Source organism: Pedobacter sp. GSP4, assembly GCF_051857575.1.
Lineage (GTDB): Bacteria > Bacteroidota > Bacteroidia > Sphingobacteriales > Sphingobacteriaceae > Pedobacter.
In genome coordinates, this window is record NZ_JBPZIR010000002.1 from 330,785 (window position 1) to 345,911 (window position 15,127).

A 15,127-nucleotide genomic window follows, 5' to 3' on the forward strand; every position below is an offset into this window, starting at 1 on the left:
AAAAAAATGAAATCACAGATTTTAGCCCTGCTCTTAACCTGCTCAGCCATTACAGCAGCATTTGCACAAAACAACAATGCTGTTGCCGATAAAGAGGCTTATACCAAAACCATTACCGAGCGTGCTGCTAAAATTGTGGCTAACCTTGGCATTACAGATAACAAAAAAGCAGAAAAGGTAACTGTTATCATTAGAGACCAATATAGCAACCTTAACGATATTTATACCGCAAGGGACCTTGAGGCAAAAGAAATCAAAGAAAAGAACAAAGACAATAAAATGCTCCGCGATTCGGCTTTAGCTAAACAGAACCGTGCGGTAGAAACAGCATTGGCTAAACTGCATAAAAAATACCTGAACAAACTAGCCGCACAGCTGAACAGCGAGCAGATTGAAGGTGTTAAAAACGGGATGACCTATGGCGTGCTACCACTTACTTATAAAGCTTACCAGGAAGAAATTTTAACCTTAACCGATGATCAGAAAAAACAGATTTTGGTTTGGTTAACCGAAGCCAGGGAACATGCCATGGATGCCGAATCATCAGATAAGAAACATGCCTGGTTCGGGAAATACAAAGGCCGGATCAATAATTATTTATCGGCTGCAGGCTACGACCTTAAAAAAGAAGGCATTGAGTGGGAAAAACGTAGAAAAGCAAAGGCTCAGGGCAATTAATATGCCCTGAAAAATGACTGTAATTTTTTTTGTCATTTTTTATTTAAGAATATTTCATTTATATATGAATTTATTCTTATATTGTAATGTGAATAAAATAATTAAGTAGCTCTAGTTTAGCGCGTTATTCCTTCATGATAAGATGGTATAACATTTCACTACCTTTTAGCTCCTTAGTTATATTTTAAGCACAACTTTAGTAATAAAGTATATTTTCTAACCAACATTATTTTCTTACATAAAAACAAAAATATGAGCCACCTAAACAAAAAATTATATTAGGTAGAACAAAAATTAACGCTACTTAACTCTTTTGCCTAACTAGCAAGCTGTAAAGCAAATAAACAAACACCATCCCTAACCGGAAAACATTATTAATTAATCTGTATAAAGCCCGCTTATGTTGAGTTTTATGCAGCGTACATATATGAATATGCACTGGCGCAGCGTCAGCTCTATTCAAACTGATATAATTAATACTAAAAAACTAACCAAATTAAATATGAACTTAAAATTTCTACGCAAATTATCTTGGGTTTTGGCACTCATGACAATTATCAGTACTTCGCTGTTTGCACAGCAGCGGCAAATTACTGGTAAGGTTGTTGATAAAAAGGATGGCCAGCCCGTTCCGGGTGTAACGGTGGGCATACGCGGCAAAACCAACAACGTGAGCACCAACAATAAAGGTGAATTTGCCCTCGTAGCCGATCCTTCAACCGATGCACTTGTTTTTTCTTATGTGGGCTATGTGCGCCAGGTTATTCCATTGGCCGGTAAAACCAATATTACAGTAAGTTTTGTAGAAGATGCACAAAACTTAGATGAAGATGCGGTTGTGGTTATTGGTTATGGAACCAAGAAAAAATCAGAAATTCTTGGTGCCGTAGCAACAATAAGCGGTGCAGAAATCCAGGATGTTCCAGCTCCGAATTTAGCAGGTGCACTAAGAAATAGGATTGCGGGTGTTGGCGTAAGTCAATCATCAGGTCGGCCAGGTTCGCCAATTACTTTAAATATTAGAAATTCTACTACTACCACAGCTGCAGCGGGTACCACAGATGAACCGCTTTATGTGGTAGATAATATTACGGTAACCAGAGAAGCTTTCGATAATATAGATGCCTCTATGATTGAAAATTTGACCTTCTTAAAAGATGCCTCTGCTGCAATTTATGGTGCTGCCGGTGCTAAAGGTGTTATTTTAGTTACTACAAAAAAAGGCAGAATAGGCAAACCTAGCATCACATATAATGGTTATCTGGGTGTTTCTGACGCGATTAAAGTGCCTAAAATGTTATCTGGATATGAGCATGCATTATTATTAAATGATACCTTCCGTTCTCAGGGCGCTGCTGCATCAGAATATTTTGCGCCAGAAGATTTGGAATATATCAAAACACTGGACTATAAGAGCTGGTACGACGAAGTTTGGCAGGCAGCTACCACACAAAGACATAACATTGGTATTTCTGGCGGGAGTGATAGGATTACCTTTTTTGCCGGAGGTAGTTATCAAGGTGAAAATGGAAACTATGCAGGAATGAAATTTAACAAGTATTCTTTCAGAAGTGGTGTAGTAGCAACTGTTGCTAACGGTTTAAAGGCCGATGTAAACTTTAATGTTGATTATGGCACAAAAGAATTACACCACAACGCCCAAGATAACGATGCAGCCTTTTTTGAAAGGCTTATAACGGTTCCAAGATGGGTTCCAATTAGTATTGATGGAAAATTTGTCAACTATAATGTTAACGGTGTAAATTCTGCTAACATAAATCCATTAGCCATTTCTGAATCTGGCTATTATAATAATGGTTCAAATAAATCATACCGCATTAACGCCTCATTAACTTATGAGCCAACGTTCTTGAAAGGCCTTGTCATTCGTGGTCAGGTTTCGCAATCAAGCGGATCTTCAAAAAACACACAATATGTACCGCCTTTTACACTGTACAATTTTGTAAAAAGAGGGAATAACCAAGAATTGTTCACCACTCAATTACCAACTGCTACTTCACCTACTTTTCAGCCAACCAGTGCTGCAAGTTCAACTTTCACGCCTGGTTTAACAGATAACAATAGCTATCAGTTTTTTCTAACGCTGCAATACAATAAAACCATTGCGAAACACACTTTTAGTGTTTTGGCAGGTGCCGAGCAGAGCGAAGGCAATTCACAAAATTCGACCGTTCGTTACACCAATCAGTTGATACCTGGTGTAGATCAATTTTTTGCTTACGATATCAATACTTTAGTAGCATCAAACTTAGATCAAACAGCAGTTTCAAAACGTTCTGGTTTTGCCCGTTTTAGTTATGATTTTGATAAAAGATACCTGGTTGAAGGTATTGCCCGTATTGATGCCTCATCTAACTTCGCTTTAGGTAACCGTTGGGGTGTATCACCAAATATCGGAATTGGATGGGTAGTGAGTCAGGAAAAATTCTTTAAAAACAGTAATGCACTTAGCTTTATCAATTTCTTAAAATTAAAAGCAAATGTTGGTATTACTGGCGATGATAGGGTTGGGGTTCGGTTATGGCAAGATAGATTTCAGATTGATGTAACCAACGGATATATCTATGGAACTTCAAACGGGAATAGTTTGAACCGTTCGCGTCTGGCTAATCCCGATATCACTTGGGAGAAAAAAAGAACCATTAACGTTGGTTTAGAAACTTCTATGTTTAACAATAAGCTGGATATCAGTATTGAAGCTTTCCAAAATTATGTTTATGATGGTTTCGAATTAGGCGCCAACAATCAATATCCACAATATTTTGGTACGCAGGCACCGGTATTAAACTACAGACAGCTGTATAACTGGGGGTCTGAGTTCAGCATTGGCTATAAAGCCAAACTTGCTACAGATTGGAACCTGAGTGCCAGCATGAATTTCTCTTATGGTAACTCTGTTACAGACAGGATTCTATATACTCCAGGAAACTTGATCAACAATACATTTCCCAACTTACAATTATTTGGTACCGACCCACGTAAATATAATACCAGCAATTATGGTTTAACTAACCTGGGCATGTTCAGAACCCAAGGAGAAGTAGATGCCTGGATGGCCAAATATCCTAACTACCGGATTTATGATAAAATTCCTCAACCAGGCTGGTTATATTACGAAGACACCAATGCTGACGGGGTAATATCTGATAGTGATTTAGCTCCTTTATACAACAATACCAACGCATTTTTGTCTTCTGGTATCACACTAAATTTAACCTATAAAAACTTTAGTCTGAATACGAATATCAATGCACGGTTTGGTGGTAAAATTTTCTACGACAGCAGAGCGAGAACAGCTCCATCAAGAACTAGGAATACCTTGGCAATTTGGACAGACCGTTGGACCTTAGAAAATCCAATGAATGGTAAATATCCTAGATTTGATGATCCATCATTAGGCATAAATTCAGATTTTTGGGCTGTTGATGGAACAATGATCCGCATCAACACCATGACTTTGAGCTATAAAGCGCCAACTGCTTTTGCCAACAAGCTTGGTATCGGCGGAGCCCGAATCCTACTAACAGGAAATAACCTTTGGACCATTGTAAACCCTTTACCTTACAAAGATCCTTACACTTCGAGTGCATGGGATTACCCGATGTTAAGAACAATATCTTTAGGATTAAGTGTTAACCTATAATTTTTGAGCAATGATTAATCAATTAAAAAACAATATAAAAAAGGCTGTAGCTATTTTAAGTATAGCGGCACTTTTGCCTGCCTGTGTAAATAAAGATGAGTTTTTCTTATTACCAGATACAGGCGGTATCGATCAGGCCATTTGGGATAATGAAGGTTCGGTACAGCTACACCTTAACCGCGTGTACGATGTAGCCATGTATCAGTTTCCGTTGCAGTTAACACCCGATCGTTATGGTGTACATTATGCTAGCGATGAGAACTATTTCCCTGATGGTGATGCGAATGCAAAAGCAGCACTCGGATTACAAGGTGTGCTTGGAAATAACGATGTAAGGTATACCGGTAATACTTATGGCGGTAACCCAGGTAATAATAAATATTGGGATATTGCCAGGTGTAATGATGCGATTCTGAATCTGCCTAACAGTACCATGCTTACCCCTAAAAAAAATGAGTTACTTGGACAGTATTATGCGCTAAGGGCCATCACCTACTTTGAACTGGTTAAAGTTTATGGCGGCGTTCCACTACCACTAACACCTCAGGGAGCCGATACCATTTATGATGAAGGTAGAAGACCGGCCAGAGAGTGTTTTGCCGCAATATTGAGCGATCTTAATAACGCAATAATCCTTTTAGATGGCTTTAATCCGGGTGACGCTGACGGAAGAGGCAAAATAACCAAACTGATTGCTACCTGTTTAAGGGCAAAAGTATTATTTTATTGGGCTAGTCCGCAGTTTAACCCTACCAATGACGCCAAACATCCTTATCAGGCATCGAGATGGACAGACGCTTTAAATGCCAACAAAGAAGCTTACGATATGTGTATCGCGGCAGGCAAAAAATTAATGCCAAATTATTTGGATATTTTCCGTGTAGAAGGAACAGCCAATACAGAGGCAATACTGGTTAGAACTTATTCAAATACAGTACCCAATAGAGGAAACAATACAGAAGTCCGTGTTAGACCAACATCTGAAGGTGGAAATACCGGCTTTCCAAATACCTACTTTATGCCTACAACCAAAATGTTGGATGCTTACCCAATGAAAGATGGAAAACCATTAAATACATCCACCGCTTTTCCATATGATGTAACCATGTTCTGGCAAAACAGAGATCCAAGGTTCGAAGCTACCTTCGCCACAAATGGATCAGTTTATCCTTTGAGCGGAAATGCAAGCAGAAAACAATGGACTTACAATCTTGCTGTTGGAGAAAGCAGTGGAGTTGCAGTATATGTAAAGCGTTTTTCTACGCCTACTTTAACCGCGAGTGCTTCTGTGTACAACAGTTCTGTTGGTGGCGGTAGCGGTATGGACTGGATTGAACTTAGGCTTGCAGAAGTAATGTTGAATTATGCCGATTGTTTGAATGAAACTGGAAATATAGCAGGTGCAAAGGATTTAGTTAGACAGATCCGCGTAAGAGCAGGCATAGTAGCGGGCGATGCGGATTATGGACTTGCATTGGCAGGAAGTACACCGCAATTGCGTAATTTAATCCTTAACGAAAGACAGGTTGAATTCGCTTTCGAGAACAAACGCAATTCAGATTTAAGACGGTCGCGCACCATGCACCTGTTAACTGGCAATATGTCCAAATTGGAAGTTCAGTTAGTGAACCCTCCGGTAGGAGCAGATCAAAAAGATAAAAAAGTATTAGAAGATCCAACAGTTGTTGGAGGTACAACCGCATTTAGGGAAACTTTAAACATCAACGATAAAGCAACTTACACCAAGTACTTTAAAAATGTGATTATTACCAACACGACCTACTTGCCGTACAACATACCAGAGTTTCATTACTTCTATACCTTCCACAATGATTTTGTGAGTTTTGGTAACAAAATTCTGCCAACAGTTGGATGGGCCGGTGGTACTTTTGACCCGCTTGATTAGTGTTTTAAAGTGTAAATGTTCAGTTGATCTGATTAAAAAATTAAAATAATGAAAACTAAATATATCAATAAGTTACTCATCGGGTTATGCTTGATTCTTTTCGCATCCTGCAAAAAAGAGTCGGCGAACATATTTAACATGTTCGAAGATGTAACCGTAACTTTCAACAATAGCGACCCCCGTTGTGTTACCGATTATAAGGTAATTAACGACAAAGAAGAGGTATGGATAGATTTTACCATTAACTCTGCCAAAGAAGATATGTACTCTTACATATTTGAGGTTTCTGCAGGTACAGCACAGGCAACCCGTTATACAGTTGCAATTACCGATCCTGCCCAGCGCAGAAATTTTTCGGCAATTATTAAACTGCCAAACACAACCTTTCCGGCAGCCGCACTTCGAGATGGTAAACAGAGCTACCGCATTTGCGCGCTGAACGAAAAAGGCATTTACATTGGCGATGGATACAAAAAAGTAACGGTTGATGTAAATCCAAGTTTTATGATTTACGCCAACAGGGATATTTATTTGCCAGATACTGTAGCGAAATCGCTGCCAAGCTTTTTATCACTTACCGATGCAACGGGTTATAATTACACCAGTGCATTGGCTAATGCTGCGAAGATAGATTTTGGAATTTATAGAAAAGCAGGTTCCAACTCAACAGTTCAAACACCAACTTGGGTAGTTAATTTATACTCGCCAAGCGTAGCTACCAATCCTTTAACGGTTTACGATCTGAGTGGCTTTAGCCCAAAAAGAACGACTAAATTTAGTCAGCCGGTTACCGGACAGGCCAATGCATTTCTGACCACGGCAATTTCGGGCTCATCTATAGAAACTTTGGCTAAGGCAAGAGCTATTACATTTAACGAAACTACGCAAACACTTCCGGCCAATGGTTTGGCAGCGGGTAATGCCGTGTATTTTCTAACGCCCGAGGGCAAATATGGCATGCTGTATATTAATGCAGTTACATCCGATCTCCAGAAAAGGCCTTTCATTAATGTTAGTATAAAAGTGCAGCGATAAAATGCTGTATCCGGCGGCTAGCACCGCCAAATATTTGGTTAGTCAAAAAAAGGGAGCAGCGAGTGCTCTCTTTTTTTTAGATGTAAACCAAAAACGAAATACATCCGCACAATTTCAATAAGTTTTTGTAAAAGGGGCATTTTAATGCCCCTTTTCTTTTGTAAATATTCTTTTACCAAAGCCTCAAAATAAACGTTAAAACAACGTTTTTAACGTTCAAAATGTTAAATATTCAGGTTTTAAATATTTTTTATTTAAATATTTAATTTATATATGAATTTAATACTTACCTTGTACTTAGTATTTAATACTGCATTTTGGAGTAAAGTATAGCTGATTATCTTGGATAATATGATACAATAACTAGCCAATATAATAGCAAAAAACAGCTTAATCTCCATGCAATTTTGAATTATAATATACATTCTAACCACAAAATATAAATACTGAGATCTAAACAACATGAGCCAAATCATCAAATTCTATTTTCTAGGTTTTTTACTGAGAGATAAAATCTGATGCTTTTTTTTGCCTGTTTGTTCAAATCAAAAATAATAAGAAAAGCAAAACTACTTTCTCCATCTCAGATTAACGCACTCCAAAAAAACAAGCAATTATTAAACGACTGTAACATAAGTACCAGCTGAGAAGCCCGTGCAAAAAAATCTAGTAGTAGAATTAAAAACTAACCAAATAATAAGATGAACTTAAATTTTTTAAGCAAAATTTCTTTGTCCTTGCTTATGATGTTATTTGCAAGTACAATGCTCTTTGCCCAAGATCGAAAGATTACCGGTAAAGTGGTAGATCAGGCAGATGGGAAGGGCATACCTGGGGTAAATGTGAGTTTAAAAGGCATCCCAAGCAATGTAAGTACCAATGCCGACGGTGTGTACACCATACAGGTAAAATCAAACACCGATGTGCTGGTTTTCTCTTACATTGGCTACACCAGGCAAACCATTCCGGTAGGTACCCAAACTTCCATTAATGTAAAACTGGTTTCTGATAACCAAAATTTAGATGATGTGGTAGTAGTAGGTTACGGTACCCAGAAAAAAGTTACCTTAACAGGTGCAGTTTCAACGGTTAACATGAAAACCATCGAAGATGTGCCAGCACTGTCACTCAGTGCAGCTTTGCGCGGTACGGCCCCAGGCCTAACGGTTTCTGGCGGTACACAGCGCCCAGGCCAAGGCACAACCATTACGGTGCGTAACCCTGTGGTATACTCTAAAGATAGTCAGCAAGGTACAAACCCCATATTTGTAATTGATGACGTGATCAGAACACAGGCCGATTTCGACCTTTTAGATCAGAACATGGTAGAAAGCGTTTCCATATTAAAAGATGCAGAAGCTGCTATTTACGGGGTTTCGGGTGCCAATGGTGTGGTAATTGTAAGAACCAAAAGAGGAAAAACCGGTGCACCGCGCATCAATTTCAGCAGTTCAGTAGGTTTTTCTGATGCAACGAAACTACCCAACATGATGTCGGGACTTGAACTGGGCAATTTTGTAAACGATTACTTAAACGCACAGGTTTACCAGCAAACCAGCGCAGGTGTGCTTACCAACAAAATGGTAAACGCCAATGGTTATATCGAAACTGCAGGTGTTCCGGAGCTTACCAGAACCATAACACAGTGGAATACACCCGACGAGCTTGATTATTATGCCCAGAACAACCACAATTGGCTAAAAGAAGCATTTCAAACCTCTAACCTTTATCGCCAATCGTTAAACATCAGTGGCGGTACAGATAAGGTTACTTACTTTGTGGGTGGCGATTATGTTACCCAAAACTCCAATTTTAAAGGGGTTAATTCAAGCAAATATGGTTTAAGGGCCAGTATCGATGCTAAATTATCAAAGAGGTTAACGGTTTCAGCTTCAGTAAGTGCCGATGTATCTTCCTCACGCAGTTATTACTACAAACTGAACAGTACTTCAGAAAGTTTGGACAACGATGTGGCTACCTTGCAAAATGTTAATCCTTGGTCGGAATACTTTATCAACGGAAATCCGGTAATATTAGGTGCGAGCAATACAGGAGGTTTAGAGAACATCAACTTTTTCCTGATCCAGAATTCAGACAACTTTACCAGTTCAAAATCTTATGTAATGAATATGCTGGGTAAAGTTACTTACGAAATACCCGGTGTGAAAGGCTTAACCGCTACGGCAACACTAAATAAAAACATCAACAGTTCTAACGGTAAACAGTACGGTACAACATTTAACTATTACAAATATTCTGGTTTAGGCGCTAACAATCATATTCCGGGCGGCACGCTTCAAGGTGTTTTCCCAATTAAAAATGGAGATAGAATTAGGCTTAACCCAGTTTTCGGCGATAATTATCAACTTAATGCAGGCTTAAACTACAACAGGTCGTTCGGTAAACACAACATATCAGCATTAGCCCTTTTCGAGCAGCGCGAGCTTTCCTCTGAAGGGGTTGCCGCTCAGGCCGAAGGCATTGTAAGCGGTGGTTTACCATACCAAAATTTCACGGTGGGTACGCAGACTTCCAATCAATCAGGTCAGGTAAGTGAAACAGGTTTTCAATCAATTATTACCCGCTTAAATTACGATTACGACAACAAATACCTGTTGCAACTGGTATACCGTAGAGATGGTAGTTCGAGGTTTGCGCCAGGGCATAACTGGGGTGGCTTTCCGGCAGCTTCGGCTGGATGGGTAGTATCTCAGGAAAAGTTCTTTAAAGATAATTTCAAATTCATTGATCTGTTTAAATTAAGGGCTTCTGTAGGTTTAACAGGTACCGATGCTACCAAAGCTTACCAATACCTGGCTTCGTACAATTTAGGTACAGGAAGCAGCGGCGGAGCAGTTTTTAATGAAATTGATAGAAGTATCGCCATTAAAACCAATATTGCCATTCCAAATGAGTTTGTGGTTTGGGACAAATATCTAAAAACCAATTATGGCTTTGATTTAGGTTTACTTAAAAACAAGCTGACCATTTCTGGAGAGTATTTCTGGACCCATGGCTACAATTTATTATCTACCTTAACTTCATCGGTACCTGCTACCATTGGCGCAGCTGTACCAACCGAAAATTTTGCCAAGGCCAATATGTTCGGATACGAATTTAGCGTATCATACCGCGATCAGGTAGGTAAGTTATCGTATGGCTTTACACCTTTTTACACCTGGAGCGACAATAAAAACATCAAGTATGATGTATCGGCAGCCCAGCTGGGCACTATTGATGATAACACCGGTTACTCTAGCGATAGAGGCGTTATCGGTTATAAATCGTTGGGTATTATCCGTAACCAGGCAGAGGCTGATGCCATTATCGCACAGCGGATTAACGGATCGGCAGTACAGAACGATCCTAAAAAAGTTAAAATATTAAACGATATCCTGCAACCAGGTATGATCAATTATGAAGATGTAAACGGCGACGGTGTTATCGATACAAAAGATAGACAGTTTGTTACATCACGTCAGAACAACCACAACAACTTAGGTTTAAACTTTAATCTGGGCTATAGTGGCCTAAGCTTAAATGTGGTTATGGGCTTATCGTGGGGAGGAAAAACAAGTATCGGTGGCTTAAAACCTAGCGGAACCAATCCTTCCGTGTACGGCAACAGGGCTTCTTATTGGGCCGATCACTGGACACCAACGAACCAGGGTGCAGCATATCCAAACCCATATTTTTCAAGCGTTTACGAAACAACCGATTTCTGGTTGGTATCGGCCACGCAGCTTAGTATTACCAATGCTAACCTAGCTTACACCATACCAACAAGGTTTACAGAAAAAATCGGTATTGCAAGCATAAGGCTATTTGCACAGGCCACAAATCCTGTTCAGTTTATTAACCCATTCCCAGGTAAATACAGGGATTTTGCCAGTCCAGTTGGAACTTATCCAACCCTTAAAACATATTCTTTCGGTTTAAATGTTGGACTTTAATCATTAATGATCATGAAAAAGATATATATCCTTATAGTAGCAGCCTGTTCAGCATCGCTGATGTTCAGCAGCTGTAAAAAAGTGCTAGAGAAACAAGATTTAGGCAGTTTTACCGCAGATCAGGTTTACAACGATTCTACCACAACCAAATTAAGTATCGATTATATTTACAGCCAGAACCAACCTTCGTGGTTTGGCAACGTTGGTGGTTTAAGCGCATCGGTAAGTTCGCTTTCTGATGAGCAATATGGCGATAATGTTTTTGTAAAGGGAACGGCTACCATCGAATCAGTTACCGATTTAGGCAACATCAACACAGCAGGTAACTATGTTAAAATCAGAACCATAAACATGTTCATCAGAGATGTAAATGCAGGTACTTTAGATCCGGCTGTGAAGAAAAGATTTATTGCGCAGGCCTATTTTTGGAGGGCTTTTAGGTATTTCGAATTGGTTAAACTATATGGGGGAGTTCCTGTGGTTTTAATACCATTGGATGCTGTAGGCGAAGAAGCTAAAAAAGCAGCACTTTTGCCCCGCAGTAGTACTTCCGAAACGTTTGCTCAAATAGCTAGGGACCTTGATTCGTGCATCAAATATATTCCGGCAAAGTGGCCAAAAAATGATGACTACGGCCGCATCACAAAAGGTGCAGCACAGGCTTTTAAAGGTCGCGTACTGTTAACTTTTGCTTCGCCCGAATTTAATCCGGGAAATCTGGCATCAAGATGGCAGGATGCTTATGCTGCGAATACACAGGCAATAGCCACACTATCTACCAATGGATTTGGTCTTTATTCGAAATTTGACGCCAGCATGTGGACCACCGAAGGTAGTGCAGGCGGAAGTACACCACGTAACCCTGAAGCTGTTTTTGCAACACTTTACAACACCGGAACAACTGATATTGGCCAGAACAACAATTCATACCCGAATTCAACAGTTCCAAAATATATCGGCAGTACTGGAGGTTCTAATCTACCAACGTGGGATATGGCTTTAGCTTTCCCGATGAAAGATGGCAAAGATATTGGCGCATCTACGAAATATGTGTACGATTTGGCCAAGTTTTATAAAGACCGCGATCCTAGATTTGACCAAACTATAGCATACAATGGCTGTAACTGGCCGTTGGCTGGCAATTCTAACTACCGCTTGTGGACCTATTATTATACCAACGATAAAAATGTACTGGCCACTACAGAGCCATCGGGTGCTACATCATCAGGTTTGTACCTGAGAAAGGGGATTGATCCATCATTAACACTGGCTACATTTCAAAATGCCGGAACAGACTGGATAGAAATTAGGTATGCAGAAGTAATGCTGAACCTGGCCGAGTGTGCCGCAGAAACAGGCCAAAGCCAAGAAGCCTACACCAATTTAGTGAACATTAGAAAAAGGGCAGGCATAGAAGCCGGGGCTGATGGACTTTACGGACTAACAGCAGGTTTAAGTGGAACCAATCTGGTTACTGCCATAATGAAAGAAAGGCAGATTGAACTGGCATTTGAAGGTAAACGTTTCTGGGATTTAAGAAGAAGGAAATTATTGGAAAGTACCCTAAATGGAAAAAGAAGATTGGGAGTAACCGTAGTACTTAAAAATACCGGCACCAAAACAGATTACATTACAGGTACCAGAGATGCTTCGGCCAATACCAACCTGGATGCACTATACACAGCCAGCTTTACAGTAACCACAAAACAGCTTGATACCTACAATATTGCTTATCAACCGGGCGTATACTTTTTTGGTATTCCTACCGTATCGCTGAACAACAACATTAACCTGCAGCAAAACAATACATGGGGCGGTGCTTTCGACCCATTGAAGTAAAGGCAGATCTCTTTTGGGGCGGCTTGCTCTCCGCCCCAGTTTTTTTATGATTGGTTTGAAAAAGGGAACATTAAATTGTTTCCTTTTTTTTTATTTAAGAATGTTACATTTATATATGAATTTTATATGTATCTTGTAACAGGGTTGAGAGAATGAATTTAATTTGTTACAGGTAATTTTGCCAAATGATAATATGGTATAATACCTAGCCAAAATTATACAGGAAACACCCCGAATTTGCATGCAAATTTGAAAGATAATATACTTTCTAACCAAATTAATCACTAGGGATAAACAAAGAAATAAATGAACTTTTTTGATTGAATCTTTTAACTATTCACACTAATCAAAAATATTTTCGTAATTTCTTTTGCTTCCCAAACGAGCGAAACACAAATGAAAAAGAACTTTTTAAATCTGTTGTTCTCAACGGCATTAATCCTCTCGGCAAATTATACGTTTGCGCAATATCCAAACATTCCGGCTGATATTAAAAAATCATCTGATTCGATGATGAAAGAAGCCTATCACCAATCTGATATTGCTTGGGAAAAAGCAAAGCCCATCATGGCCAGAGAAGCAGCGCAGGGCAAACCTTATATTCCTTGGGCGGGCAGACCGACAGATTTACCGCAATCAGAACTTTTGGCATTCCCAGGAGCAGAAGGTGGTGGCGCGCATAGTTTTGGTGGCCATGGCGGAAGGGTTATTGTGGTAAAAAATTTAAACGATAGCGGTCCCGGTTCTTTGCGCGATGCCTGCGAGCAAGGTGGTGCAAGGATTGTTGTTTTCAACGTGGCCGGTATTATCAGGTTAAAAACACCATTGATCATTCGCGCACCATATATTACCATTGCTGGTCAAACCGCACCAGGCGATGGTGTTTGTGTGGCCGGCGAATCGGTTTGGTTAAATACACACGATGTGATTGTACGTTTTATGCGCTTTAGAAGAGGTGAAACCTTTGTGGGCCGTCGCGATGATGCCATAGGCGGCAACCCGGTGGGCAACATCATGATCGACCACGTTTCGGCCAGCTGGGGTTTAGACGAGAACATGTCGATGTACCGCCACATGTATAACGATAGTACTGGTAAAACCGAAGAAAAATTGGGTACGGTAAATATCACCATTCAAAACTCCATCTTCTCCGAAGCATTAGATTATTGGAACCATGCTTTTGGTAGCACTTTAGGCGGCGAAAACTGTGCCTTTGTTCGTAACCTTTGGGCCGATAACGGTGCGCGTAACCCTTCAATCGGCTGGAACGGTATTTTCAACTTCGCCAATAATGTGGTATTTAACTGGAACAACCGCTCTACAGATGGCGGCGATTATACTGCTCAATACAATATCATCAATAACTTTTATAAACCCGGACCGGTTACCGAGCTTGGCGATCCGATCAGTTACCGCATCTTAAAACCAGAGTCGGGCCGTAGTAAATTACCTTATGTGGTGTTTGGCAGGGCTTATGTGGCTGGCAATATTATCGATGGCAATGAAAAAATCACCAAAGATAACTGGAGCGGGGGCGTACAGATGGAAGACAAGAAAGGAAATTTGATGTCGTTTGAAACTGCGAGCAAATATTTCCCTGCCATGCGGGCTAAAAGTCCTTTCCCTATGCCTAAAATTACCATTATCCCAACCTTAAAGGCTAAAGATTACGTGCTGGCCAATGCGGGCGCCACTTTGCCTAAAAGAGATCCGGTTGATACACGTGTAGTGAAGCAGGTTGCAACAGGAAAAATCGAAGTACATCCAGATGCCAAGCCATCTGCTTTTCAGTTTGAGCACCGCCGTTTAGCTAAAGATTCTTATAAACAAGGTATTATAACCGAAATTTCGCAGGTTGGTGGCTATCCTGAATACATAGGCACGCCTTACAAAGATTCGGACGATGATGGCATGCCTGATACTTACGAAATCAAAAATGGTTTAAATCCGAAAGATGCTTCCGATGCGGTAAAAATTACCAAAAGCGGTTATTCAAACATCGAGGTATATTTAAACAGTGTAGTTCCAGTTTCAATCGTTAAACCAAACTAA

7 protein-coding genes are annotated in these 15,127 nt (G+C 40.0%); all 7 read left to right on the forward strand.

Translation table 11 applies throughout. The features are described 5' to 3' along the window. Nucleotides 1–6: 6 nt before the first annotated feature. The 7 genes from ACS5PU_RS05005 (at nt 7) to ACS5PU_RS05035 (ending at nt 15,127) form a co-directional block, all read left to right on the forward strand. The gene (locus ACS5PU_RS05005; RefSeq protein ID WP_439458176.1) at nt 7–678 is read left to right on the forward strand and encodes a DUF3826 domain-containing protein; all 672 of its coding nucleotides are present in this window, start codon (nt 7–9) and stop codon (nt 676–678) included. 502 nt (nt 679–1,180) lie between these two features. Further along, a complete protein-coding gene (locus ACS5PU_RS05010; protein WP_439458177.1) occupies nt 1,181–4,342 on the forward strand; it encodes a SusC/RagA family TonB-linked outer membrane protein in 3,162 nt (1,053 codons plus the stop codon). A 10-nt stretch (nt 4,343–4,352) separates the two neighbouring features. After that, the gene (locus ACS5PU_RS05015; protein WP_439458178.1) at nt 4,353–6,248 is read left to right on the forward strand and encodes a RagB/SusD family nutrient uptake outer membrane protein; all 1,896 of its coding nucleotides are present in this window, start codon (nt 4,353–4,355) and stop codon (nt 6,246–6,248) included. A 48-nt stretch (nt 6,249–6,296) separates the two neighbouring features. Then, nucleotides 6,297–7,283 (forward strand): hypothetical protein, encoded by a 987-nt coding sequence (locus ACS5PU_RS05020; protein WP_439458179.1) that lies wholly within the window; start codon nt 6,297–6,299, stop codon nt 7,281–7,283. A gap of 743 nt (nt 7,284–8,026) precedes the next feature. After that, entirely contained in the window at nt 8,027–11,236 is a 3,210-nt protein-coding gene (locus ACS5PU_RS05025) for a SusC/RagA family TonB-linked outer membrane protein (protein ID WP_439458180.1), read from the forward strand. A 12-nt stretch (nt 11,237–11,248) separates the two neighbouring features. Next, on the forward strand, nt 11,249–13,075 hold the full coding sequence (locus ACS5PU_RS05030) for a RagB/SusD family nutrient uptake outer membrane protein (RefSeq protein ID WP_439458181.1): 1,827 nt from the start codon (nt 11,249–11,251) through the stop codon (nt 13,073–13,075). 396 nt (nt 13,076–13,471) lie between these two features. After that, nucleotides 13,472–15,127, forward strand: coding sequence for a pectate lyase family protein (locus tag ACS5PU_RS05035; protein WP_439458182.1), 1,656 nt, complete (start codon nt 13,472–13,474; stop codon nt 15,125–15,127).

Excerpts from the sequence above, each read along its gene's own strand:
- ACS5PU_RS05005 (WP_439458176.1), top strand. The coding sequence starts at position 7 with ATGAAATCACAGATTTTAGCCCTGCTCTTAACCTGCTCAGCCATTACA.
- ACS5PU_RS05010 (WP_439458177.1), top strand. The coding sequence starts at position 1,181 with ATGAACTTAAAATTTCTACGCAAATTATCTTGGGTTTTGGCACTCATG.
- ACS5PU_RS05015 (WP_439458178.1), top strand. The coding sequence starts at position 4,353 with ATGATTAATCAATTAAAAAACAATATAAAAAAGGCTGTAGCTATTTTA.
- ACS5PU_RS05020 (WP_439458179.1), top strand. The coding sequence starts at position 6,297 with ATGAAAACTAAATATATCAATAAGTTACTCATCGGGTTATGCTTGATT.
- ACS5PU_RS05025 (WP_439458180.1), top strand. The coding sequence starts at position 8,027 with ATGATGTTATTTGCAAGTACAATGCTCTTTGCCCAAGATCGAAAGATT.
- ACS5PU_RS05030 (WP_439458181.1), top strand. The coding sequence starts at position 11,249 with ATGAAAAAGATATATATCCTTATAGTAGCAGCCTGTTCAGCATCGCTG.
- ACS5PU_RS05035 (WP_439458182.1), top strand. The coding sequence starts at position 13,472 with ATGAAAAAGAACTTTTTAAATCTGTTGTTCTCAACGGCATTAATCCTC.